The organism is Priestia megaterium, assembly GCF_041941685.1.
GTDB classification, from domain to species: Bacteria; Bacillota; Bacilli; order Bacillales; family Bacillaceae_H; genus Priestia; species Priestia megaterium_C.
In genome coordinates, this window is record NZ_CP130958.1 from 842,496 (window position 1) to 866,378 (window position 23,883).

Genomic DNA, 23,883 nt, shown 5'->3' on the forward strand with positions numbered 1-23,883 from the left:
TTTGCGTTAGAAAGTATATCTTTTTCTCTCCTAGAACAAATTAAGGTATACAGTTTTCGCTATCTAAAGAATATTTCGTGCGGTCATTAATTCATAAAATGTCCCTGAAAAAGGATTAATGGCGGAAAAATTGGGGAATATGCATTTTGACATTTAATTTTAGCACAGGAAGGTTTTGAAACATGGACATATTTTTAGCCGTCTTACCAGCCATATTTTGGGGAAGCATTGTGCTTTTCAATGTGAAACTAGGCGGAGGACCTTATAGTCAAACGCTTGGAACCACATTGGGAGCTTTGATTTTCTCCATTGGTATTTATATTTTTGTACACCCTACGCTTACGCCTTTAATCTTTGGCGTTGGAGTTGTATCAGGACTATTTTGGGCAGTTGGACAAAGTAATCAGCTGAAAAGTATTGATTTAATTGGAGTTTCTAAAACGATGCCTATTTCAACTGGGCTTCAGTTAGTTTCCACTTCATTATTTGGAGTAATTGTGTTTCACGAGTGGTCTACAAAAACTTCAATTATTCTTGGTGTGCTCGCTCTTATCTTTATTATTGTAGGGATTGTTTTAGCATCACTTCAAAGCAAAGAAGAGAAAGAGGCTGAAGAAGGAAAAGGAAACTTCAAAAAAGGAATTGTTATTTTATTAATTTCAACCGTTGGTTATTTAGTTTATGTTGTAGTAGCACGTCTATTTAATGTAGACGGATGGTCGGCTTTATTACCTCAAGCAATTGGTATGGTTATTGGAGGAGTATTGCTGACGTTTAAGCATAAGCCATTTAATAAATATGCAATTCGCAACATTATCCCAGGTCTTATCTGGGCCGCTGGTAATATGTTTTTATTCATCTCACAACCTAAAGTAGGCGTAGCGACAAGCTTTTCGCTTTCCCAAATGGGAATCGTCATTTCAACATTAGGCGGGATCATTATTTTAGGTGAGAAGAAAACGAAGCGTCAGTTAGTTGGGATTATTATTGGAATTATACTGATCATCATAGCAGGAGTCATGTTAGGGCTCGCCAAAAGCTAACTAGGAGGGTATTAACAATGTATAAAGATTTAGAAGGAAAAGTAGTTGTCATAACAGGTTCATCTACCGGTTTAGGAAAAGCAATGGCGATTCGTTTTGCGACAGAAAAAGCCAAAGTAGTTGTGAATTATCGTTCTAAAGAAGAAGAAGCTACCAGCGTTTTAGAAGAAATTAAAAAAGTTGGCGGAGAGGCAATTGCCGTTAAAGGTGACGTAACAGTTGAGTCTGACGTGATCAATTTAGTTCAATCTGCTATTAAAGAATTTGGAAAGTTAGACGTTATGATTAATAACGCAGGAATGGAAAATCCGGTTTCGTCTCATGAAATGTCTTTAAGCGATTGGAATAAAGTCATTGATACGAACTTAACGGGAGCATTTTTAGGCAGCCGTGAAGCGATTAAATATTTTGTGGAAAATGATATTAAGGGAACAGTTATTAACATGTCGAGTGTTCACGAGAAAATTCCTTGGCCGTTATTTGTTCATTACGCAGCAAGTAAAGGCGGTATGAAGCTCATGACTGAAACACTTGCATTAGAATACGCTCCAAAAGGTATTCGTGTAAATAACATTGGACCGGGAGCGATTAATACACCGATTAACGCTGAGAAATTTGCTGATCCTGAGCAGCGTGCAGATGTAGAAAGCATGATTCCAATGGGATACATCGGAGAGCCGGAAGAAATTGCAGCGGTTGCTGCATGGCTAGCTTCTTCAGAGGCAAGTTATGTAACAGGGATTACGCTCTTTGCTGACGGCGGTATGACACAGTACCCATCATTCCAAGCAGGACGCGGATAAGAAAAAAACGCACTCTATGATAGAGTGCGTTTTTTAGTTTTCCTGAGCTTTTTTTTGGTTCTTAGGAGCTGACTGGTGTTGAATTCGTAAAAAAAGCAAAATTAAAATGATGCAGCCAGTGATGCTGTACATCCCAAGAATAAGCGGCTGCTGTGTATCGGTTCCAGAAGTAATGCCGTGATACAGCGCTAGCAAATAGCCTGGAAAAGCAAGAAAATGAATGGCTTTCCATGTTTTTCTCCCAAGCTGTTTTATAAAATCGGATGTAATAATTAGTACGAATAAAATGTAGAGTGAAATAGTACCAAGACCTGTGCTAATTGGTTTGTAATCGGAAGTGAACGGAATTAAAATGTCAGAAAGCGAAAAATGAATAGATTGATCAAATGATAAAACAAGTCCGTGAATCATGCCAAATAATAACCCGAACCACCCCGATGATTGATGAACCAGCAAAAGCTGTTTTTTTCGTTTTGGTTTAAAAAATGAAAAGCTGTGAGAAATGCCAGCGGCAACCGATATAAACATTAGTAAATAAGAGGTTAAGCCGGCTGCCCGAAGGGTATTCCAAACGGGAAAGTGGGCACTAAATTGCGCGAGGAGAGTAGCCATAATGGTATACCTGACCTTTCACATTTTTTTCGATTAACACCTTGCCTTCTTTTGTAACCGCAATTACCTCTAAAGAAGGGTGATGCATTTTAGCTAATCTTAATCCAGCGTCCCATCCGAGAATAAGCATGCATTTTGCATAGACTTCAGAAACGGTCAAGTCTTCTGAAATAACCGTTACTTGCAGAAGCTCTGATGAACTAGGCTTGCTGATTCTGCCGTCAATAATATGATGGTGAGTGTGTCCGTTTACTTTCCACAATCGCTTGCCCACACTGCTTGTGGCAATGCCACTGTTGCTCTTTACTTTAATACTCATGAGATTTTTTGATAAATCAAATGGATGAGAGAGCGCAATAGACCAGTGCTTGCTAGCAGGCCCCCACGTTACAATATCACCGCCTCCATCGATTGCCCCAAGTGAAGTTCCTTTTTTCTTTAATTGATTCGCCATTTGCTGAATGCTCCAACCTTTTGCGATTCCGCCTAAATCCAGACCGACATTAGAAGCAAGCTGAATACTTCTCATTCCTTTATGAATCATAATAGGGTTAACAGCATCAAAAGATGCTACTTCTTGAGGAAGCTGATTGTTAGGCAGTTGTTCAAAGCTTTGGTCATATCCTAGAGTTTGAATGGAATGATACAGAAATGGGTTGAAAATTCCGTTTGTTTCATTGTAATAGAAAGAGGCTATTTTTACAGCTTCATACAACATTTTTGACGGTAAAAATAATCTTCCGTTCAGCGAATTCAGCTGTGAAAGCTCGCTTGTTGGAAGAAAGCGGCTTAGGGTTTCTTCTACACGATAACACCAGCTCTCCACTTTTTTGCTGACAGGTGCTTCAAGCTGGTATACATTAAATTCGGTATTCATTGCTTTAAATGAGTAGCTCATTACATCACATCCTTAAGAAGGTCTTGATTGGATAGAAGAATCATTATTATTGCCTCCGTTATCCTGGCCATTTGTGGAATCGTCATTTGACCATTGATCTTGTCCGTTAGTTCCATTGTCCGTATTGGAGGAGGATCCTGAATCTGGAAATAGGTCCGTCTCATCTTCCGTTTGAGGTTGAGATGAATTATCGGCTGATGTATCGTTATTTAGTGCTGTAGCTGTTGAATTTGTTTGATCATATTTTTGAGAAAGTCCTATAAAAGTGGTAAATGCAGCAACGCTCGATAAACCAACCATCCATTTTGTCCACTTATTAGCTGCCATTGATATGCTCCTTTTATCTTTCATATTTTGCAACTGAACACTGAAGAAAAACTGCAGTGGAAGGTAACATACATCGTTCAATTGTTATAGTTCAATATAGACAGAGAAAATGAAAAAATAGTGAAATAGATGTAGGTTGGATTATTTTTTTAGGGAATTCAGTGAATTATTAGATTAAAAAAGGGTTGTTCTTTTTAGAACAACCCTTTTTTAATCAGCGATAAATCTTACTAATTGATACGTAATAAACCGTTAACTGCACAAGAGAAAGAAGCAAAAGAACGGCAATGGGATAGAAGCTAAAAGAATTAGGTAACAGCGGATAAAAAGCTATTAATATAGCACCTATAGGAATAGAAAACAGGAGGAAAACAAAGGCTTTTTTACAAGCTTCTGCTGTTATCATCTTTTCACGTTCATCTTCTTCTGCAAATTCAAAAGGAAATAATAAAGGCGACACGTTCTTCGTCTTTTTACGCGCGCGGTAGTAAAAAAATGAGACAATTAAAAGAACAATTAAAGAAGCAAGCCTATAGACATAGTAATTTCCCACGGGGGTTCAGGGTGGGTCATAATTTCACTAAATTGAATATTTAGGCTTAAAAAATCATATAAAAACCAACCTACGCATAACAGAGACACTACATTCAACAAATAAGATTTAATAACATTACTCAACATTTTTCTCCTCCTTTTGAAGTGTAAAAACATCTTCCATTTTTAATTGAAAGACATCACAAATTGTTAAACCAAGTAGTAGAGAAGGAACGTAATTTCCCTTTTCAATAGCTGCAATGGTTTGGCGAGTGGCTCCAACTTTTTCAGCTAAATCTCCTTGCGTATATCCATGTTTAGCTCTAAGCTCTTTTACGTGATTAATAAGAGTCAATATGATCACCCGCTGCCTTTTTAATAAATTTGTTAAGTTGATTTAACATTATGTAAAGTTAATTTAACATTAATTGGATTATTTTTCAATAATTAATGGATAAAAAATACAAAAAGATCCTAGAAGAATTCTTCAGGATCTTTTTTGTTAATAAATTTCTTTAATGCCAGACAAACGAATGGAAAAAATGTTTTGTTTTTCATCTCGTAGGGAGAGGGTTTGGTCGGTTAGGTTTAAATTTTGGATTTTTCCTTTGAAGGTTTGAAGCAGGCCATTTTCGTAATAATTCACGGTTACATGTTTGTTTTTCTTTAACGCTTTTAAAATCATTTATTCATCTCCTTTCATGTGTGCACCTGTTATGAAAAGAAAGCTGTGGCTTAAGCATAAAAATTTGGAGAATGCTCAAGGCAGAATTATTATTATACAGCAAGATGAGAATAGTTTGTAGATAAATTGTGAAAAAATGCACAAGTTTGCAGTACGGGTGTTGCAACAGAATACAGTATATGAGGAGAGAAGGGGTTTTATGATAAAAAAGGTGATTTTAGTTTATTTATTTATGGGTATTAGGTAAACTAGTAGATGAATTTAAAGAATCTATCTATAGTTGTGAAGGCTAGGATTTCATTTAATTTTCATTTTCTATGAGTATAATGATAAAGGTTTTCTATATGTTCTTTGTGAATCTACTCATAAAATAATCGAGAAAGGAAAATCAAAATGAAGCGAATCGTTTCTAAGCCGCTGCACTATTTCATATTAGCCGCTGTTTTAATGTGGATAAAGTCGTACGTGGCTTATAAAACTGAATTTAACTTAGGCGTAAGCGGCGTAATGCAGCAAATGCTGCTGTTCATAAATCCTGTGAGTTCAGTGCTGATTTTTTTAGGAATCGGCTTATTTTTTAAAGGAAAGAGAGCAGGAGCTTGGATTCTTGCAGGCAGTTTCATTATGACGCTGCTGTTATACAGCAACGTTCTCTATTATCGTTTTTTTAACGATTTTGTAACGCTTCCTACACTATTGCAGACAAGTAATGCAGGAAGTATGGGCGGAAGCATTATGAATTTATTAAAAGCACATGATGTTTTTTATTTTGTTGATTTTATTATTTATCTTTTCTTCTTTTTCAGTAAAAAAATTGACTGGCATAATGAAAAGGTATCGGTTAAGAATGCTGTAACCATTCTTTCTTTAGGATTCATGGTCTTTTCTGTCAATTTAACATTAGCAGAAATTGATCGCCCGCAGCTTCTATCTCGAACTTTTGACCGCAATTATCTAGTAAAGTATTTAGGCGCCTATAATTATACGATGTATGACGGTGTTCAGACTGCTCAAAACTCTAAACAGCGAGCTTTTGCAAGCAGCAATGATTTAACAAACGTCGTTAATTTTAAAAACAGTCATTATGCGGAGCCTAATTCCGTTTATTTTGGAAAAGCTAAAGGGAAAAATATTATTAAAATTCATTTGGAATCATTTCAGTCTTTTTTAATTGATTACAAATTAAATGGTCAGGAAGTGACACCTTTCTTAAATTCGTTGGCCCATGGAAATGACTTTACGTATTTTGATAACTTCTTTCATCAAACAGGACAAGGAAAAACATCAGATGCTGAGCTGATGATGGACAACTCTCTATACGGCCTTCCTCAAGGTTCTGCCTTTGTACTGAAAGGAAGCAATACGTATCAGGCAGCACCAGCTATTTTAGATCAAAAAGCTGGCTATACGAGCGCTGTGCTGCACGGAGACTATAAGACGTTTTGGAACCGCAACGAAATTTACAAGCAGTTCGGTGTGGATAAGTTCTTTGATGCAAGTTATTACAATATGACGGGTGAAAATAAAATTAATTATGGCTTAAAAGACAAACCGTTCTTTAAAGAATCTGTTCCAATGCTGCAGTCTTTACCACAGCCGTTCTATGCGCATTTAATTACGTTAACAAATCATTTTCCATTTTTACTTGGGAACAATGAGGCAAGCATACAGCCGGCTAACACGGGCGATGCAACAGTTGACCGTTATTTCCAAACGGCTCGTTATTTAGACGAATCATTGCAATCTTTCTTCCAAGAATTGAAAGCTTCTGGGCTTTATGATAATTCTGTGATTATGATTTATGGAGATCACTACGGTATTTCTGAAAATCATAATGCGGCAATGGAAAAAGTAATGGGAAAAGAAATTACGCCTTATGAAAATGCTCAGCTGCAGCGTGTACCTCTATTCATTCACGTTCCTGGAGTAAAAGGCGGAGTTAATCATACGTACGGTGGAGAAATTGACGTTGTGCCAACTCTTCTTCATTTAGTAGGGATTGACAGCAAAGAATTTATCCAATTTGGTACGGATTTATTTTCTAAAAATCATGATGATGTAGTGGCATTCCGTAATGGCAACTACGTATCTCCGAAGTATACATTAGTGGATGGAACGTATTATGATTCTAAGACGGGCCAAGCGCTTAAAGAAAATAATCAAATGAAAGCTTATAAACAGAAGGTAGCGAAAGAACTGGAGTTATCTGATCAAGTGCTTTATGGAGACTTACTTCGCTTCCACAAGCTGAAGGATTTCCAAACAGTCGACCCTTCGAAATATATGTACGGGAAAGAAGAAACAGAAACACCAGCTAAATAAAGCTAAAATCAAAAGAACATGATGACTTCTGCAAAGCAGAATGAACATCATGTTCTTTTTTACTGTAAACTATTCATCAATAAATTTCTTTAATTCCCGATAAGCGAATAGAGAAAGTATTTTGCTGTTCATCTTTTAATGAAAGCGTTTGGTCTGTTAAATCTAGGCGCTGTACTTTTCCTTTAAACGTTTGAAGCAAACCGTTTTTATAATAGTTAATTGTAACGGCCCCGTTTTTTCTTAATGCTTTTAAAATCATTTTCAAAACTCCTTCCATATTTAAAATGTGTATGATTAACTAGCTGTAACATTCATTTTCATTTGCATATTTTTATTATACACAAAAATAGAAAGCGTTTTCACTTAAAGTTTGAACACTTTGTGAAAACTTTAACAGAGAATGTGACAAATACATACAGAAACTGATTTATTTGTCGTATTCATCATAAAATAAATTTATGAAAGGAGTGTTAAGAACGTGTTAAAACTTTATGGATGGAAGAATATTATAAAATATTGTTTGAAATGTCGTAGTGAATCCATTCATCGTTCGTTACATTTCCTCCCATTTTTCTGTAAAGCGTTTGGGCTCTTGTATTATCATAAGCCGTTTCCCAAGACATAGCTGCATACTGATGTTTTTTTGTATACTGGTGACTAGTCGAAAATAACTTTTCTCCAATTTTTTGTCCTCTTGCTTTTTCAGTAACGTACAAGTCATTTAAAATCGCTACAGGCTTTATACGCGTGGTGCTAAATGTAAAATAAAGTGTCGAAAAACCTACTGCCTCGTCATTTTGAGTCGCGATAAACTGAACGCCAGCATCGGGATGGTGAAACAAGTGATTAATTAAATTTCTCAGCTGCTTTTTGGTAGGCTGAGGGCGCTTGTAAAAATCAACAATGTACTCGTTCATTAATGAAATAAGTGCTTCCATGTCAGCAGCATTAGCTTGACGAATTATAATAGTAGTCATTAAATCTTCTCCTTTTTAATCAGATGATCTACACTTATAGTAAAAGAAATATATCCCCTCTAAAAGAGCCAGATTTGAAAAATAAAATAGGGACAGATGAAAGGAGCTAGCGTGAAGTTCACACCTTTATTAAACCGCAAGGATGATATGCCTTTGTATCACCAGCTATATGAATGTATAAAAAAAGAAATTGTATCTAGCAGGGTGGAAGTGAATGACAAACTGCCTTCTATCCGGTCTCTTGCTGATTACTTAAACGTAAGTCGAAATACTGTAGATATGGCCTATCAGCAGCTTTTAGCTGAAGGATATGTAGAAAGCAGGCCCAAAAGTGGACTGTACGTAACGAATACACAGTTTGATTTACTGCAAACAGATAAAAAGCCGACTGTATTTTTACACCCTCACTCAGAAACAAAGTCGTGTACCTATGATTTTCAGTATGGAAAAGTTGATAGCCGTTTGTTTCCCTTGAATGAGTGGAAAAAACGATACAATGAAAGTCTTCAAACCTATAGAGAAGCGCTGTTCACGTACCAAGAAAGTCAAGGAGAAGAATCACTGCGTGAAGAAATTGCGACGTACCTTTATCAGTCAAGAGGAGTGGTTTGTTCAAAACATCAAATTATTATTGGAGCAGGTACGCAGCAATCACTCAGTTTATTAGCGCAGATGTTAAAGCAAAGCATCAGAGATATTGCCTTTGAAAATCCTTGTTATGACGGGGCTAGCTTTGTATTTAAGCAGCATGGATTTTCCTTAAAACCCGTGTCGCTTAATAACAAAGGCATAAACATTCAAGAGCTTTATGATAGCCAAGCACGAGCTGTTTATGTTACACCATCTCATCAGTTTCCATATGGAATGATCATGCCTGTTTCAAGAAGAATAGAGCTTCTTAAATGGGCGAATGACTGCAATGGATTTGTTATTGAGGATGATTATGACGGAGAATTTCGTTATAAAGGCTCTCCCATCCCTTCATTGCAAAGCTTAGACACTAAGGGGCGCGTCATTTATACAGGCACATTTTCAAAATCTTTTATGCCTTCTTTAAGAATCAGCTACCTTGTATTACCTGAAGTTCTTCTAAAGGAATATCATGAACGTTTCTCTTTATACGAGCAAGCTGTTCCAACTCTCCATCAGCGGACGCTCGGGCTGATGATGAAAAATGGAGAGTGGAGTAAGCATTTAAGAAGAGTGAGAACTGCTTATCAACTGAAACATAGTACTCTTTTAGCAGCTTTACAGAAGGAGTTTAACAAAAACATTACGATATCAGGTGAATCTGCAGGTTTGCATATACTTGTACGCGTGCACAACGATATGAACGAACAGCAATTAATTAACGCAGCTCGAAAGCAAGATGTCTCTGTCTATGGCACTTCTCGTTATTGCCTTACGGAATCACCTCAACAAATGACTCATCTATTATTAGGTTTTGGAAGTTTGGGGAGAGAAGAAATAGAAGAAGGAATAAAACGATTAAAAAAAGCTTGGTTATAAATCCATGCTCGTTTTTTCGGTTTCTTGACAAAAGTTGCCTAGTCCTTTAGACTTTTTTGCATATATTTTAAATTATCTGAAAGGAGGATAGGGTAATCGAAACTAATTGCTAGTGGACAACCCTAGATTAAACAATGAATCCTATCCAACAAATTTTACATATATTTCCTGTGATTGTACTAGATGGTGCAATGGCAACTGAACTGGAGAGATATGGCTGTGATTTAAACGACAGCTTATGGTCTGCAAAAGTGCTGATGGAGCAGCCGGAACTGATTAAGAGAGTGCACCAAGACTACTTTGCAGCGGGAGCTGACTGTGCAATTACAGCAAGCTATCAAAGCACATTTGAAGGTTTTGCTAAACGTGGTTTGAGTGAAGCAGAGGCTCGCGAGTTAATTCAAGCATCTGTAAAAATTGCGGCGGAAGCAAGAGATGAATTTTGGCAGCAAGAAGAGAATCGTCATAATCGTCCAAAACCAATTGTCGCCGCTTCGGTAGGGCCTTACGGAGCATTTTTAGCAAACGGATCGGAATATACTGGACAGTATGACGTAACAGAAGAAGAGTTAATGGAATTTCATCGTCCTCGTATGAAAGCATTAATTGAAGCAGGAGCGGACGTATTAGCTTGTGAAACCATTCCTAATGTAATGGAAGCAAGAGCCATTGCGAGGCTGCTAGAAGAATTTGCAGGAGCGTACGCATGGATTACGTTCAGCGCAAAAGATGACCTGCACATTAGCAGCGGAACATTAATCTCGGAGTGTGCACGCTATCTGGATTCCTATGAGCAAGTAGCGGCTCTTGGAGTTAACTGTACGCCGCCTCAATATATTTCTTCACTTATTAAAGAAATTAAATCTCAAACGGATAAGCCGGTCATTGTGTATCCAAATTCAGGGGAGCATTATGATGCTGAATCTAAAACATGGAACGGAACATCTGCGGGCGAAACGTATGGCTGCAGCGCTCACAGCTGGTATGAAGCAGGTGCTCAGTTAATCGGAGGGTGCTGTCGTACGACTCCAGATGATATCAAAGGCATTACAAAATGGGCTAGAAAATAACGGATTGAAAGAAAGAGAATGTGAGAAAAGTGTTTCGCTAACGTTAAACACGAACTATCTATCAAAAATAGATAGTTCGTGTTTTTTTATGGTCATGGTGAACGTAGGTTTCGTGTGCGCAGGTCCTTCTAGCTGTTGGTTGGAGGGCAAGGCGAAAACTCCCGCGGAAAGCGGAGCCTTGCACGGAAATCAACAGCGGTGTCACAAGCAGTTCAGCTCATTTATTCCCATTTTCCGTCTTTAGATTGGATTCATTTTATTATGTCCCAACCTTTTTTTCTTGTAAAATAAAAGAATACAAGTTAAAAAATCTTTATTTGAACGAAAGAAGGGATGATGAAAGTGAAAGATATTAAAAATATTTATTGTGTAGGCCGGAACTACGCACTGCATGCAAAAGAATTACATAATGATATTCCAACATCACCTTTTTTATTTTCCAAACCTACTCACGCTCTCGTTGAAGCAGCTGGACAATCAATCACTCTTCCTAGCGACCAAGGAGAGGTGCACTTTGAAACTGAACTGATTCTTCATATTGGACAATCTTACAAAGAAGGCATAACAGTGGATGAACTTGTTGATGAGATGACGATTGGATTAGACTTGACGCTTCGAGACGTGCAGAGCGAATTAAAACAAAAAAAGCACCCTTGGCTGCTTGCAAAAGGATTCAAACATTCTGCGGTTGTGGGAAACTTTATTCCATTTGAAGGAGTAGAAGCATCTAAGAAGAAAGACTTTTCGCTAGTGAAAACAATGAACGCGTGCAGCTGGGGAATATTAAAGATTTGATTTTTGACTTACAAACGATTATTGATTTTACAGGAAAACATTTTGGTCTTGATAAAGGAGATCTTATTTTTACAGGTACCCCTGAGGGAGTAGGTCCGCTTTCACATCACGATCATCTTTCACTTAAATGGGGACAGCAAGAGCTTGGTTCTTGCATCATTTCCTTTCGTTAACAAAAAGAAGCTGAAACAAAAGTAGTTTAGTTGAAGGAAGATCCGAACGAGTTGGATTCTTGATAAAGAATCCAACTCGTTCGGATTTTTTATTGTGATGGTGAACGTAGATTATATATATTTGCTGCTAGCTGTTGATTAGAGGGCAGGGCGAAGACTCCGGGGGAAAGTGGAGTGGCTGAGCCCCCGCAGAAGGGTAAGTGAAGTTTTGCACGGAAATCAACAGCGGCGTACCAAGCAGTCCAAATCATTTATCTCATTTGTTCGTATTTAGATTGGCTTGATTTCGTTATGCCTCAATCTCTTTTTTTGCGAAGTCTTAATTTTTTAGCCTTCAGAATGAATTTAATATCCAATGGGAAAGCTGTTTCTATCTCCTATAGAAAACGAGGTCCTCAGCATGGTGCTCTTAATCCTTGCAACGGTGATTTCTATTCTGAGTGTACTAGTTATGCCAAAACGTATCAGCTGGATAGAAATGTACACAACTTCTTTGTTTGTTATGTTTTTAGGATCGGTAGCAGATGTATATCTTGATGTTAAATATGATCTTTATGGATTCTTTACAAAAGGAGTATATTTTGAATATCTTTTAATTTTTATTTTTATTTATCCTGCGACGAATAGTGTATTTTTGAATTTTTATCCACAGAGCAAGAGTTTAGCTAAAAAAGCTTTATATATTACAGTGTGGGTAATTCTTACAACACTGTTTGAATATATTTCTGCCCAAACAGAAGTGTTTTATTATAACGAATGGAAGACGATATACTCGTTTTTTTGCTATCCTTTTCTTTATATAGCAATGGTTTTAAATTTAAAAATGATACGCAGGCTTCAGATTATCGATAAACAAAAATAGAAATAAAAAAAAGTAATGATAAATCATAAAAAAATGATATTTTATTAATGGCTACATATGTAATATAGTGAAAATAGAAAATAAACGAAGCAGCATATAAGCAGGGTTAAAAAACATCAAAATGGGAATCTTGACATTAACTTCATGTTTTTAACCATGTATTGTGAATCAATATACTTATTGCTAAATAATATGTTGTAGAAGGAATTTAGCAAAGGAGGCAAGAAGATGTTTAAGCGTAGTGAAAAAATCAAAATTCATGGCGTAACGTTTCATGGAGTCATGAGTGCGAAGCAAAAAGCCGCCCTGCAGGAAATTGCTAATGTAACAGACGAAAAAGACTGGGATGGGCTAAAAGGTGTGTATTGCTTAGGCAGTGTAAAGGTGCAAGGAAAAGATGTGCTAGGTGTGTACTATGGCCAATTTAATGATAACCTTCCAAAAGAGAAGCGCAAACTTCAGTTTGAAATTGACTATATTAAATATACAGTAACGGAATGTCCTATTGTCTTTATCGATACAACAAAAAATAAAAAGCCTCATCAATTTGCTTTTATCATTCTGCATGAATTAGGCCATCATGTGGATCGTATGACAAATGGAACGCTTTTAAAAGAAGGAAATAGAACGCAAGAAATGTTTGCTAATACGTATGCTTTAGAGAAATATTCAAAAATAGAAAAGTTCCAAACAAAAAAGTTGAAAAACATTCCATTTTTAGAGGAGTCTCTTACTCAATGGAATAAAACTCCTCATCCTGGAGCTTGTTCTCTTAGAGTTCAAATTGAATAATTCACGAGAATAGTTCCTCTCTCTCCGTTTTTTATTTTCCTATCTTTTTCCTCTTCCTTTTTTTTATCCTTCAAATGAACAAAAAGGATTTAATTACCCATAAAGTTTTAAAAGTTTTTATAGTACGAATTATTTACACTATACCCTCCTGTAAATTATGATTATTTTAAGAAAAAACAGAAAATTTTAAAGTTTTAAGGTACAACTTAATAGTGAACAAGCGATGTTGTAATCGTATAGACGAACTGGCATACATATGCGGGTCATACATACAAACGAATCGCTTCCACTGTTATGAAAGCGGATTCAAAAATAGGAGGGGTAATAATGTTAGCTATTCTTGGGTTTTTGATGGTTTGTACATTTATGTTTCTAATTATGACAAAACGATTAACGCCGCTTATTGCTTTAATGGTTATTCCAGTATTGTTTGCAATCATAGGGGGATTCACAACTGATATTGGAGAAATGGCTTTAAATGGTGTAAAAGAATTAGCACCTACAGGCGTTATGTTAATGTTCGCTATTTTATATTTTGGGATTATGATTGATGCTGGTTTGTTTGATCCAGTTGTAGGAAGAATTTTAAAAATCGTAAAAGGTGATCCACTAAAAATCACAATTGGTACAGCTATTTTAGTTCTTATTATCTCATTAGACGGAGACGGAACAACAACATATATGATTACGCTCTCAGCGATGCTTCCGCTTTATAAAAAGCTAAACATGAAGCCGATGATTTTAGCCTGTATCGCTATTATGGGTAGTGGAGTTATGAACTTAACGCCTTGGGGCGGACCTACTGCTCGTGTGATGAGCGCATTGAAGTTAGATGCTTCACAGGTGTTTACACCACTTATTCCAGCCATGATTGGTGGAGCTGTTTGGTTATTATTCACGGCTTACTATTTCGGAAAAAAGAGCGCCAGCGCTTAGGTGTTATTGATATTCAAGACGTCACAAATGCTCAAGTAGCTTTTGCAGAAGCAGCCGCTGCTGAAGGAATCGAGTACAAGCGTCCGAAGCTTTTGTGGGTAAACTTTGCTTTAACAGCTCTCTTATTAGTAGGACTTATCACAGCAGTTATGCCGCTTCAAATTCTGTTTATGATTGGATTTGCAATCGCTATCATGATTAACTATCCAAATTTAGAAGTTCAAAAAGAGCGTATCACAGCACATGCTGGCAATGTACTTGCTGTTGTATCTCTTGTATTCGCAGCAGGCGTATTCACAGGCATTTTATCAGGTACAAAAATGGTAGATGCAATGGGTAATAGTTTAGTAGGATTAATTCCAGATGCGTTAGGGCCTTACATGTCTGTGATTACAGCTATCACAAGTATGCCGTTTACGTTCTTTATGTCAAATGATGCTTACTACTATGGGATTTTACCAATTATTGCTCAAGCAGCTTCAGCATACGGTATTGATGCTGCAGAAATTGGCCGTGCTTCATTGATTGGTCAACCTGTTCACTTACTAAGTCCTTTAGTTGCTTCTACGTATCTATTGGTCGGTATGGCAAAAGTCGAGCTTGGTGAATTCCAGCGCTTTACTTTAAAGTGGACGATTGGAACAGCGATGGTGATGCTTTTAGTAGCTATTATTACAGGAGTTATTACGCTGTAAAAATCATGAACCTAAAAACTTATCAATTCCGCTTTTGGGATTGATAAGTTTTTTTGTCTAAAAAGCTTTTGGAATAAGGAGCGGATATACAAAAAATTTTGATAAAATAAAAGAGGAATAGAACTATAAGGTAAAGGCTAAAGGTGCGATGAAATGAAAAAATGGTTTCAAGTATCGCTGCAAACAAAAATCGTAGGTTTATCCGCAGCATTAATCATAACTGTTATTGTTCTTTTAGCGAGTATTTTCTCTTACATGCAGTTTGTAGAATCTAAAAGGCAAGCCGAGCAGCTGGCTCTTCAAGCAGCCAAATCAATATCATTTATGCCGGAAGTCAAAGCTGCTTTTCAAAAAAAACAGCCGAGTCGCTATATTCAGCCGCTTGCCGAGCAAGTGAGGGAACAAATCGGAGCAGCAAGTATTGTGGTTCAAAACCGTGAGCAAATCATCTATTCTCATTCTAATCAAAAATGGATAGGAAAGAAAAACAAAGAGGCGGTTAACGATAGAGCACTGCTGTTTGGCGGATATTATACGCTTGACGGAGAGGGAACCACAGGTCCTGCAATTATGGGGAAAGCGCCTATTGTCATCAGTCACGGAAAGTATACGGAGGTCGTGGGAGTGGTGACGGTTGAGTTTTTAAAGTCTCATGTTCATGCTCAGCTCATTACGCGTATTCAGCAAATTATCCTATTTTCACTAGCTGTGTTATTGCTTGGTATGATCGGGGGTATTTTTTTAGCTAAAAGTATTAAAAAAGATACTCTCGGTCTTGAGCCCCATGAAATCGCTTCTTTATACCGTGAACGAAATGCGATTTTACTTTCGATAAAAGAAGGAATTATTGCTATTGATCATCGAGGCTTTATTACGATGATGAATACATCAGCTAAAAATATGCTAGGACTACAGACGGAATATTTACATCATCATATCATTGAAGTATTTCCTTATACGAATATGATTGAAGTGCTAGATACGGGAATAGCCCGAAGCGACCAAGAGATTTTTCTAAATGAAAAAACGTTTATCTTAAACTTAACACCTATTATTGAACATCAACGAATTGTAGGAGTGGTCGCTAGTTTTCGTGATAAAACAGAATTAAAAAGCTTGATCAATACGATTTCAGAAGTACGAAAGTATTCAGAGGATTTACGAGCTCAAACGCATGAGTTTACGAATAAGCTGTATGTTTTGTCGGGTTTGCTGCAGTTAGGGCAGTACAAAGATGCATTTGAGTTTATTCAAAAAGAATCAGCCGTACACCAAACACAAAATCGTATTCTATTTGATCAGATATTAGATTCTAAAGTCCAAGCAATATTGCTTGGGAAGATTGGAAAAGCATCTGAAAAGAAAATTTATTTTTCGGTTGATTCGGAGAGTACACTCGATACGCTCCCAGAACATATTGAAATTTCTCATCTCATTATCATTATTGGGAACTTAATTGATAATGCATTTGAAGCGGTGAGTCAGCAGTCTAAAAAAGAAGTGTCGTTTTTTATTACCGATATTGGTCATGATTTAATTATTGAAGTGATGGATAACGGACCAGGTATATCAGAAGAAGTACTAAATCAAATTTTCACAAAAGGTTTTTCAACCAAAGGTACAGACAGAGGATACGGACTGGCAAATATAAAGAAAATGGTAGATGAGCTTGGAGGATCTATTGAAGTGTATAATCAGCCGGAAGGAGGAGCCATTTTTTCAGTTTACCTTCCAAAAAACTGAATCATGAGAAGTAAGGGGAGAGTCGAAATGTTACGAGTCGCAATTGCAGAAGACGATTTTCGAATTGCTCAAGTTCAAGAGCGATTTTTATTAGAAGTAGATGGTGTGGAAGTTGTAGGCAAAGCGTTGAATGCAAAAGAGACGCTTGAAATGCTAAAGGAGAAGAAAGTTGATTTACTTCTTTTAGACATCTATATGCCAGATGAAATGGGAACAGATTTACTGCCGAAAATCAGAGCGCAGTTTCCACAAGTTGACGTTATCGTTGTAACGGCTGCAACCGAAAAAAACATTGTAGAAATCTGTTTGAGAAACGGCGTCGTTAATTATTTGATTAAGCCGGTTATGATGGAATCCTTCATTAATGCTATTAAACAGTATCAAGAGAAAAAGGAACTGTTTAGTACGCATGAAGAAGTTGATCAATCATTTATTGATGCGTACTTTGGACATGTCAGAACAAAGCCAAAAGCGGATAAATCTCTTCCTTCAGGTATTGATGGTATCACATTACAAAAGTCAAAAGACATTTTAAAAAGCATCAAAGGAATTACGATCGAAGAGATGGGACAACACATGGGAGTATCTAGAACGACAGCTAGACGATATTTAGAGTATCTAGTATCAACTGGTGAATGTCACGTTGAATATGATTATGGGATTATTGGACGGCCGGAGCGCAAGTACTATTTAGCGTAGCATTAGCCTTGAAGGATGGTATATATGATCAAAAAGCTCATGATAGTGTTTATAAGTGTATTGCTTGTTAGCTGTTCTTCTCCCTCTAAAAAAGACCGTATTGATATGGGAGAAATTGAAATCGTGGCAGCCGGTGCAAAAGGCGGAGGAGCAGATGCAACAGTAAGAGCCATTCAACAAGTGCTAACGGAAAAGAAGATTGTGAAGGTACCCGTTTCTGTTAGTAATAAAATAGGTGGGCAAGGTGAAGAAGGATGGAAATATATTAAACAGAGAAAAGAAGGGAATATTGTTTCCGGAAATTCCAGCTTACTGATTACAAATAATTTGCTAGGGCAAAGTCAATTAACCTATAAAGACTTTACTCCGCTCGCTATTTTAACATCTGAATGGGAGGTCATCGTAGTCCCTGCTAACTCTCCTATATATAATTTAAAACAGCTCATACGCACGTTAAACCAAAGTGAATCCAGCATGAAAGTGGGAATATCACCTCGCTTAGGAAACGACGATCATTTATCGTTCATGCAGCTGAATAAAAAAGCAGGAGTAGACTCTTCCAAGCTTGAGTTCTTCGTTTACAACAGCAGTCATAAAGTGATCGATGCGCTCGTTCATCATCAGCTAGATGTAGCACCTATGTCATTATCAGAAGTAAAAAAGCAGTATGAACAAGGGCAGGTAAGAATACTCGCCGTTTCTTCTCCCAGCAGGCTAGAAGAGTTAAAAGAGATCCCAACGTGGAAAGAAGCGGGAATTGACGTAACATTTAGCCATTGGAGAGGTCTAATGGGACCGCCTAATATGACCAAAGAGCAGGTAGCATATTGGAATAAGACAGTGTATGAAATGGTTCATACAAAAGAATGGGGACAGCTGCTTAAAGATAACGATTTAACCTCTTTTTATAAAAATAGCAGCGGTGCTAAAGTTTTTCTTGAACAGCAAAGCAAGCTGTATTCTGACTTAATGGGCGGAACAAATGACGAGTAGACATGATAAAGAAAAGGGTGAGACATGACGAAATGAATCTAATCTAAAGATGAACAAATGGGATATATGAGCTGAACTGCTTGAGACACCGCAGTTGATTTCCGTGCAAGACTTCGCTTTCCGCGGGCGGGCGATGAGCCTCCTCGTCGCTTACGCTCCTGCGGGGTCTCACCTGTCCCGCTTTTCCCGCAGGAGTCTTCGTCTTGCCCTACAATCAACTGCTAGAAGGAACGAAACAGATGAAACCTATGTTCACTACAACAAAAAATGAACCACTAATCAAACATTTTGATTAATGGTTCGTTTTTTCATTTCAGCTAAACTACTTTTGTTTCAATCTCTTTCTATCAGTGTACATCTTTTAAATCCAAGTTTTGAATGAACTCAATAAAAGCTTTTACGATGTTAATTTTTAATGAATCCTCATGATAAAACATCCATGTACTGCGCGTTAAAGGCTGCTGGTCTTTTGTTTTTAGCGTGTATCTGTAAATCTCTGCTGCGTCATCAAGCAGCATACTCGGCAAAATCGCATAACCGAGTCCGTTTACAACCATCTTTTTGCATGTTTCTGCTTTATCCACTTCAATACTGACAAGGGGAGGCTGAGAGTAATTTTCAGCCCACCAGTTATCAACAGATGTTTTTAAAAAACGATCTTGGTGATAGTCAATTCGAGGTATATTGGGAAGGTTGTTTATGTCAACAGGCTGTGCAGACGCAATGCAAATCGTTTCTTTAAAAAGCAGCTCTTTCTGATCCTGCCAGTTATAATCACCTTTTACAAACGCAATATGAACATCGTGCTTATAAAGTAAGTGGGCCATGTCGCTGCTCCATCCGGTCGTGACTTTGAATTCAACGTCAGGAAATCGCTCTTTAAATAACCGTAATAGTCCAGGGAGCTTGTAGTCAGTGAAAAAGTTAGACACTCCTAGACGTAAAGTACCGGTTAATTGATCATCCATGTTTAACACATTTTCTTTTATTTTTTGAAGCGTGAGCAGCATTTCTTCTGCGCACTTCACTAAATATTCTCCCTGCGGTGTAAATTGAACGCCGCGGCGTCCTCTGTTCACAATCTGAACATGAAATTCCTTCTCCATCTGCTGCAGTCTATGCGTAAGCGCAGGCTGAGAGATAAACAGCTCCTTGGCTGCTTTTGTAATGTTTTTTTCTCGATACAACACTTGTAGAATAAGCCAATCTCGATCGTCCATACTACCCCTCCAGGAATAAAAAAAATGAATGGTTTATAATAAAATTTCGATATTTTAATTATCTCTAAAATTATACTATAGTTAAGAAGAGGAATGTTCGGTGTAAGAAAGAAAAGCCTTGTAGAAGGAAGGAAGTAGATATGAACGCAAGAATTATTTTTTTACAATCTATATTTTTTATTTTACTAACATGCGTGGGAGGATTTCTTTTATCGTTAACGGGCTTATCCATTGGCTGGATGCTTGGGACCCTCATTTTAGCTGCTATTCTAGCTTTCCGAAAGCCGCGTTTTTTATCTCAAACAAGCAAAAAAGGTATTCCAAAATATTGGCTGTACGCAGGACAGTGTATTTTAGGAATTGAATTAGGTCAAAAGATTAACTTGTCTGTATTAACTACGTTTCAATCTCACTGGTCCACCATTACGATCATGCTTTTGCTGTCCGTTGTTTTTTCTCTTTTATCCGGTTATTTGCTATGGAAGTTCAGTTCCACAGACTTATTAACAAGCTTTTTCGGCACGACTCCTGGAGGAATGAGCGCAATGCCAGGCATGGCTGAAGAGGTAGGGGCCAATACGGCAGTTGTAAGCATCATTCAAACGATGCGCGTGTTTTTAGTTGTGCTTGCTGTTCCTTTATTTGTGGTCTATTGGGGAAGTAATACAGGTCGGCATGCAGTGTCAGCTACTCCAAGTATTTTTGGGTGGGAATCACTGCTATGGACAGGCGTTTTAATCGTTACAGCAGTAGTAGGCTATTATATAGGAAAAAAACTAAAATTTCCTGCTCCTTGGTTAGTAGGGGGAATGCTTACTGTTGCGATTGTTCAAACAGCTGCTTCATCGTACGCGGGCTATAATCTTCAAGCATACTGGCCTCATTCTGTGATGATTTTATCGCAAATTTTTATCGCGTCAAGCATTGGTTCTCGCTTTCATAAAGAAATGTTTATTGGTGTAAAAAAAATTATAGTTGTTGCGCTTATTAATACAATCGGCTTAATTGCTGCTATGTTTGTTTGTGCACTAGCAGTCTCCAAAATAACTGGAATCGGGCTTATTACGTCTATTTTAGCGTTTGCTCCTGGAGGCATTGCAGAAATGGCAACAACATCAATTGTACTGCAAGCCGATTCGACGTTGGTAGTAGCGGTCCAAGTGCTTCGCATTTTAACCATTTGGCTGCTTCTTCCTCCGCTGTTTCGCGTGTTTCATCAATGGGGAGAAAGAAAAAGAATACATTCACACGTTTCATAATAAATATGTGAATGCACTAGGCAAAGTAATAGAGAGTTTTAAAGAGGGAAATGGGGGGAGAATAGATGAGTAATAAAGAAATGGTGGTCAGTCAGTTCGGGGGGAATGCTGGAAAGTACGTCAAAAGTAAAGGTCATGCGAAAGGCAAAGATTTAGCTGTTTTAGCGGAAATTGCTGAAGAAAACAGAGGGGGAAAGCTGCTTGATGTAGCAACAGGAGGAGGACACGTGGCAAATAAGCTAGCACCTGTTTTTCAAGAAGTAACGGCTTTTGACTTAACTCCTCAAATGTTGCAAAGTGCTGAAGGCTTCATTAAAGAAAATGGTCATGAAAATGTATCGTTTGTTCAAGGAGATGCCGAAGATATGCCATTTCAAGATGAAGAGTTTGATACGGTAACGTGCAGAATTGCACCGCACCATTTTCCTAATATTAAACAGTTCATCAAAGAGGTATACCGAGTGTTAAAGCCAGGCGGACAGTTCTTGCTCATTGATAATGTAGCACCGGAAGTGAATGCTTATGACGAGTTTTATAATCGAGTTGAAAAGACAAGAGATCCAAGCCATTATCGTGCTTATAAAAAAACAGAGTGGCTTTCTATGCTTGAAATGCAAGGATTCCGTACAGAAGTGCTGACAACTTTCCCAAAGCGCTTTTTATTTGATGACTGGTGCGGGATGATGAATGTTTCGGAAGAGACAAAGCGTGAGCTTACTCAATATATGCTGAATATACCAAGCGGATTTAAGCAGTTTTTCGACATCAAAACGAATCAACAAAGAATTGAATCGTTTCAAGGAGAAGCAATCTTTGTAGCGTGTTACAAAAATAAATAAAAAAGAAGCCAACTCACCGGAGTTGGCTTCTTTTTTTACTTATGCTCGTTGGTTTGAACGATTTCCAAAATATTGCGTAATACGGTCTAAAATAATCGCTAAAATAACGATTGAAATTCCAGCTTCAAAGCCCGTGCCGACTTCAAGTCGAGAAACTGCACGATATACTTCCGCACCAAGTCCCGGAGCACCTACAAGAGAGGCAATAACAACCATTGAAAGAGATAGCATGATGCTTTGGTTAATTCCGGCCATGATTGTTTTTGTAGCTAATGGAAGCTGTACTTTAAATAATTTTTGTTTTGTTGTTGAACCGTAGGCATTTGCTGCTTCTACTAAGTCAGCGGGTACTTCGCGAATACCTAGGTTCGTTAAGCGAATCGTCGGAGGCATTGCAAAGATAACAGATGAGATAACACCTGGTACGACACCAATTCCAAAGAAGAAAAGTGCTGGAATTAAATAAACAAATGCGGGCATTGTTTGCATAAAGTCTAAGATTGGCGTAATAATCCGAGCCGTCTTTTCGCTTTGAGATGCCCAAATGCCAAGCGGAATTCCTACTATAATCGAAATCAGTACGCTTGTTAAAACGAGGGCTAGTGTGTCCATGGTTTCTTGCCAGTAGCCAAGATTAAGAATAAATAACAGGCCAATCATCGATAAAATAGTAAATGACCATTTTTTACTTGAAAACCAAGCAATGATTCCGACAATTAAGATTAAAATTAATGCTGGTGGAAAGGTTAGCACTAGTACAATAAAACTTACAATACCATCGACAATAGCTGAAATAACATCAAAAAATCCTTTGATATTATCATTTAAAAACGTGACAAAATGGTCAATCCAATTGCCAACGGGAATTTTAGGAATACTATTCATTTACGTTCACCTCATTACTATCAGTACCGGCGAGTGCTTCAATCACTCGTTCTTTTTTAATGATGCCGCGCAGACGATGGTTTTCATCTACAACCGGTAGCGGAAAGCGGCTGATAACCATTTTGTCGTACAAGTTTTCTAGTAGCGTATCTGTTGTAACAGTTGGAATATCCGTATCTAATACGTCTGCTGTCAGTTTATCTTGTTTAATAGCACGGCTAATATCATCTGCAGTTACAACTCCTAGAAGAGTTTTTTTCTTGTCTACGACGTAGATGCTTGAATAACCAGCTTCTTGCATAATTTTAAGAGCCACGCGCGGACCTCGGTCTACGGTAATAGATTCGGCACGGTTCATCACGCTTTCAGCTGTGTATACTTTAGCTACATTAACGTCTTCGACAAAGCGCTCGACATAATCATTGGCAGGGTTTGTCATAATTTCTTCGGGTGTTCCTACTTGCACAACACTCCCGTCTTTCATTAAAACGATGCGATCTCCGATTCGAAGAGCTTCATCAAGATCATGGGTAATAAAAATGATTGTACGCTCCATTTTTTCTTGAAGCTCCAGTAAGAAATCTTGCATGTCTTTACGAATAAGCGGATCTAGTGCACTGAATGCTTCATCCATTAATAAAATGTCAGGGTCATTGGCAAGTGCTCGGGCCAGTCCGACGCGCTGCTGCATACCGCCGCTCAGTTCACCAGGGTATTGATTTTCGTACCCTTTCAAACCTACTAATTCAAGCGCTTCTTTTGCTTTCTTTTCACGTTCGGCTTTTGGCGTACCTTGAACTTCTAATCCGTATTCTGTGTTATCAAGAACCGTACGGTGAGGGAATAGGGCAAAGTTTTGAAAAACCATGCTCATTTTTTTTCGGCGCATGTCGCGGAGTTCATCTTTGTTCATTTTTACTACATCGTTACCGTCTAAAATAAGGGATCCAGATGTTGGTTCAACAAGGCGATTAAACATACGAACTAAAGTGGATTTACCACTTCCAGACAGGCCCATAATAACGAAGATTTCACCGGATTTGATTTCGAAGTTTGCTTGATTAACCCCGATTGTCATTCCTGTTTCTTCTAGAATTTCTTTTTTTGTTTTTCCTTTTTGAAGTAAATCAATCGCTTTTGACGGATTCTTACCAAACACTTTGGTTATATTTTGTACTTTTAATTTTACGTGTTCCATATGTCCACCTCAAT

The 23,883-nt window shown here is 37.7% G+C and carries 24 protein-coding genes and 2 pseudogenes; 14 read left to right on the forward strand and 12 right to left on the reverse strand.

Annotated elements, in window-relative coordinates; genetic code table 11:
* Positions 1–182: 182 nt before the first annotated feature.
* Together Q5794_RS04465 and gdh are read left to right on the forward strand one after the other, a co-directional pair.
* Complete coding sequence (locus Q5794_RS04465) at positions 183–1,043, forward strand: RhaT/GlcU family sugar-proton symporter (RefSeq protein WP_028407570.1); 861 nt, start codon at positions 183–185, stop codon at positions 1,041–1,043.
* A gap of 17 nt (positions 1,044–1,060) precedes the next feature.
* A complete protein-coding gene (gdh, locus tag Q5794_RS04470) occupies positions 1,061–1,846 on the forward strand; it encodes an SDR family oxidoreductase (RefSeq protein ID WP_214984878.1) in 786 nt (261 codons plus the stop codon).
* A gap of 33 nt (positions 1,847–1,879) precedes the next feature.
* Here gdh and Q5794_RS04475 read toward each other — a convergent pair whose 3' ends face one another.
* From Q5794_RS04475 to Q5794_RS04500, 6 genes are all read right to left on the reverse strand, one after another.
* Complete coding sequence (locus Q5794_RS04475; RefSeq protein WP_268588050.1) at positions 1,880–2,458, reverse strand: ferric reductase-like transmembrane domain-containing protein; 579 nt, start codon at positions 2,456–2,458, stop codon at positions 1,880–1,882.
* A complete protein-coding gene (locus Q5794_RS04480; RefSeq protein WP_374988735.1) occupies positions 2,433–3,356 on the reverse strand; it encodes an FAD:protein FMN transferase in 924 nt (307 codons plus the stop codon). The genes Q5794_RS04475 and Q5794_RS04480 overlap by 26 nt, the downstream gene beginning before the upstream one ends.
* A gap of 12 nt (positions 3,357–3,368) precedes the next feature.
* Positions 3,369–3,683, reverse strand: a complete 315-nt coding sequence (locus tag Q5794_RS04485) for a hypothetical protein (RefSeq protein ID WP_374988736.1) — start codon at positions 3,681–3,683, stop codon at positions 3,369–3,371.
* Between the two features lie 214 nt (positions 3,684–3,897).
* A complete protein-coding gene (locus Q5794_RS04490; protein WP_374988737.1) occupies positions 3,898–4,143 on the reverse strand; it encodes a hypothetical protein in 246 nt (81 codons plus the stop codon).
* Positions 4,144–4,353: 210 nt separating this feature from the next.
* Complete coding sequence (locus Q5794_RS04495) at positions 4,354–4,572, reverse strand: helix-turn-helix transcriptional regulator (protein WP_013081870.1); 219 nt, start codon at positions 4,570–4,572, stop codon at positions 4,354–4,356.
* Between the two features lie 147 nt (positions 4,573–4,719).
* A complete protein-coding gene (locus Q5794_RS04500) occupies positions 4,720–4,902 on the reverse strand; it encodes a YolD-like family protein (RefSeq protein ID WP_013081871.1) in 183 nt (60 codons plus the stop codon).
* A 393-nt stretch (positions 4,903–5,295) separates the two neighbouring features.
* Between Q5794_RS04500 and Q5794_RS04505 the strand changes: the two genes are divergently transcribed.
* Entirely contained in the window at positions 5,296–7,224 is a 1,929-nt protein-coding gene (locus tag Q5794_RS04505) for an LTA synthase family protein (RefSeq protein WP_214984890.1), read from the forward strand.
* A 76-nt stretch (positions 7,225–7,300) separates the two neighbouring features.
* Here Q5794_RS04505 and Q5794_RS04510 read toward each other — a convergent pair whose 3' ends face one another.
* Positions 7,301–7,501, reverse strand: a complete 201-nt coding sequence (locus Q5794_RS04510; protein WP_074893948.1) for a YolD-like family protein — start codon at positions 7,499–7,501, stop codon at positions 7,301–7,303.
* Between the two features lie 229 nt (positions 7,502–7,730).
* Positions 7,731–8,201: a GNAT family N-acetyltransferase gene (locus tag Q5794_RS04515; RefSeq protein ID WP_214984892.1), complete on the reverse strand. Its 471-nt coding sequence runs from the start codon at positions 8,199–8,201 to the stop codon at positions 7,731–7,733.
* A gap of 111 nt (positions 8,202–8,312) precedes the next feature.
* On the opposite strand from Q5794_RS04515, the gene Q5794_RS04520 reads away from it, so the two are divergent.
* From Q5794_RS04520 to Q5794_RS04560, 9 genes and pseudogenes are all read left to right on the forward strand, one after another.
* The gene (locus tag Q5794_RS04520; protein ID WP_374988738.1) at positions 8,313–9,710 is read left to right on the forward strand and encodes a PLP-dependent aminotransferase family protein; all 1,398 of its coding nucleotides are present in this window, start codon (positions 8,313–8,315) and stop codon (positions 9,708–9,710) included.
* A 134-nt stretch (positions 9,711–9,844) separates the two neighbouring features.
* The gene (mmuM, locus tag Q5794_RS04525; protein WP_374988739.1) at positions 9,845–10,780 is read left to right on the forward strand and encodes a homocysteine S-methyltransferase; all 936 of its coding nucleotides are present in this window, start codon (positions 9,845–9,847) and stop codon (positions 10,778–10,780) included.
* Between the two features lie 336 nt (positions 10,781–11,116).
* Positions 11,117–11,748: pseudogene (locus Q5794_RS04530) on the forward strand (fumarylacetoacetate hydrolase family protein).
* Between the two features lie 400 nt (positions 11,749–12,148).
* A complete protein-coding gene (locus Q5794_RS04535; protein WP_374988740.1) occupies positions 12,149–12,610 on the forward strand; it encodes a CBO0543 family protein in 462 nt (153 codons plus the stop codon).
* A 228-nt stretch (positions 12,611–12,838) separates the two neighbouring features.
* Positions 12,839–13,402 carry an ImmA/IrrE family metallo-endopeptidase gene (locus Q5794_RS04540; protein WP_057239281.1) on the forward strand — a complete coding sequence of 188 codons (564 nt, stop codon included), beginning with the start codon at positions 12,839–12,841 and terminating at the stop codon, positions 13,400–13,402.
* Positions 13,403–13,696: 294 nt separating this feature from the next.
* Positions 13,697–15,033, forward strand: a pseudogene (locus Q5794_RS04545) (CitMHS family transporter).
* A 153-nt stretch (positions 15,034–15,186) separates the two neighbouring features.
* On the forward strand, positions 15,187–16,776 hold the full coding sequence (locus Q5794_RS04550; RefSeq protein ID WP_057239277.1) for a sensor histidine kinase: 1,590 nt from the start codon (positions 15,187–15,189) through the stop codon (positions 16,774–16,776).
* A gap of 27 nt (positions 16,777–16,803) precedes the next feature.
* Entirely contained in the window at positions 16,804–17,475 is a 672-nt protein-coding gene (locus Q5794_RS04555; protein WP_028412126.1) for a response regulator, read from the forward strand.
* A gap of 24 nt (positions 17,476–17,499) precedes the next feature.
* Positions 17,500–18,468: a tripartite tricarboxylate transporter substrate binding protein gene (locus tag Q5794_RS04560; protein WP_214984901.1), complete on the forward strand. Its 969-nt coding sequence runs from the start codon at positions 17,500–17,502 to the stop codon at positions 18,466–18,468.
* A gap of 38 nt (positions 18,469–18,506) precedes the next feature.
* Here the strand turns inward: Q5794_RS04560 and Q5794_RS04565 are convergent, their stop codons facing one another.
* A complete protein-coding gene (locus tag Q5794_RS04565) occupies positions 18,507–18,686 on the reverse strand; it encodes a hypothetical protein (RefSeq protein WP_081085189.1) in 180 nt (59 codons plus the stop codon).
* 129 nt (positions 18,687–18,815) lie between these two features.
* Positions 18,816–19,688: a LysR family transcriptional regulator gene (locus Q5794_RS04570; RefSeq protein ID WP_013055563.1), complete on the reverse strand. Its 873-nt coding sequence runs from the start codon at positions 19,686–19,688 to the stop codon at positions 18,816–18,818.
* 140 nt (positions 19,689–19,828) lie between these two features.
* Between Q5794_RS04570 and Q5794_RS04575 the strand changes: the two genes are divergently transcribed.
* Positions 19,829–20,947, forward strand: coding sequence for an AbrB family transcriptional regulator (locus tag Q5794_RS04575; protein WP_374988741.1), 1,119 nt, complete (start codon positions 19,829–19,831; stop codon positions 20,945–20,947).
* A 65-nt stretch (positions 20,948–21,012) separates the two neighbouring features.
* Positions 21,013–21,786 (forward strand): class I SAM-dependent methyltransferase, encoded by a 774-nt coding sequence (locus Q5794_RS04580; RefSeq protein ID WP_280160628.1) that lies wholly within the window; start codon positions 21,013–21,015, stop codon positions 21,784–21,786.
* A gap of 39 nt (positions 21,787–21,825) precedes the next feature.
* Here the strand turns inward: Q5794_RS04580 and Q5794_RS04585 are convergent, their stop codons facing one another.
* Positions 21,826–22,671, reverse strand: a complete 846-nt coding sequence (locus tag Q5794_RS04585; RefSeq protein ID WP_013081885.1) for a proline/glycine betaine ABC transporter permease — start codon at positions 22,669–22,671, stop codon at positions 21,826–21,828.
* On the reverse strand, positions 22,664–23,869 hold the full coding sequence (locus Q5794_RS04590) for a glycine betaine/L-proline ABC transporter ATP-binding protein (protein WP_374988742.1): 1,206 nt from the start codon (positions 23,867–23,869) through the stop codon (positions 22,664–22,666). Before Q5794_RS04590 ends, Q5794_RS04585 begins: the two co-directional genes overlap by 8 nt.
* Between the last annotated feature and the right edge of the window lie 14 nt (positions 23,870–23,883).

Coding starts and splice junctions, on each gene's coding strand:
- Q5794_RS04585 (WP_013081885.1), bottom strand. CDS start 22,671: ATGAATAGTATTCCTAAAATTCCCGTTGGCAATTGGATTGACCATTTT.
- Q5794_RS04540 (WP_057239281.1), top strand. CDS start 12,839: ATGTTTAAGCGTAGTGAAAAAATCAAAATTCATGGCGTAACGTTTCAT.
- Q5794_RS04535 (WP_374988740.1), top strand. CDS start 12,149: ATGGTGCTCTTAATCCTTGCAACGGTGATTTCTATTCTGAGTGTACTA.
- Q5794_RS04575 (WP_374988741.1), top strand. CDS start 19,829: ATGAACGCAAGAATTATTTTTTTACAATCTATATTTTTTATTTTACTA.
- Q5794_RS04555 (WP_028412126.1), top strand. CDS start 16,804: ATGTTACGAGTCGCAATTGCAGAAGACGATTTTCGAATTGCTCAAGTT.
- Q5794_RS04485 (WP_374988736.1), bottom strand. CDS start 3,683: ATGGCAGCTAATAAGTGGACAAAATGGATGGTTGGTTTATCGAGCGTT.
- Q5794_RS04590 (WP_374988742.1), bottom strand. CDS start 23,869: ATGGAACACGTAAAATTAAAAGTACAAAATATAACCAAAGTGTTTGGT.
- Q5794_RS04570 (WP_013055563.1), bottom strand. CDS start 19,688: ATGGACGATCGAGATTGGCTTATTCTACAAGTGTTGTATCGAGAAAAA.
- Q5794_RS04465 (WP_028407570.1), top strand. CDS start 183: ATGGACATATTTTTAGCCGTCTTACCAGCCATATTTTGGGGAAGCATT.
- Q5794_RS04580 (WP_280160628.1), top strand. CDS start 21,013: ATGAGTAATAAAGAAATGGTGGTCAGTCAGTTCGGGGGGAATGCTGGA.
- Q5794_RS04475 (WP_268588050.1), bottom strand. CDS start 2,458: ATGGCTACTCTCCTCGCGCAATTTAGTGCCCACTTTCCCGTTTGGAAT.
- gdh (WP_214984878.1), top strand. CDS start 1,061: ATGTATAAAGATTTAGAAGGAAAAGTAGTTGTCATAACAGGTTCATCT.
- Q5794_RS04515 (WP_214984892.1), bottom strand. CDS start 8,201: ATGACTACTATTATAATTCGTCAAGCTAATGCTGCTGACATGGAAGCA.
- Q5794_RS04550 (WP_057239277.1), top strand. CDS start 15,187: ATGAAAAAATGGTTTCAAGTATCGCTGCAAACAAAAATCGTAGGTTTA.
- Q5794_RS04505 (WP_214984890.1), top strand. CDS start 5,296: ATGAAGCGAATCGTTTCTAAGCCGCTGCACTATTTCATATTAGCCGCT.
- Q5794_RS04560 (WP_214984901.1), top strand. CDS start 17,500: ATGATCAAAAAGCTCATGATAGTGTTTATAAGTGTATTGCTTGTTAGC.
- Q5794_RS04510 (WP_074893948.1), bottom strand. CDS start 7,501: ATGGAAGGAGTTTTGAAAATGATTTTAAAAGCATTAAGAAAAAACGGG.
- Q5794_RS04480 (WP_374988735.1), bottom strand. CDS start 3,356: ATGAGCTACTCATTTAAAGCAATGAATACCGAATTTAATGTATACCAG.
- Q5794_RS04500 (WP_013081871.1), bottom strand. CDS start 4,902: ATGATTTTAAAAGCGTTAAAGAAAAACAAACATGTAACCGTGAATTAT.
- mmuM (WP_374988739.1), top strand. CDS start 9,845: ATGAATCCTATCCAACAAATTTTACATATATTTCCTGTGATTGTACTA.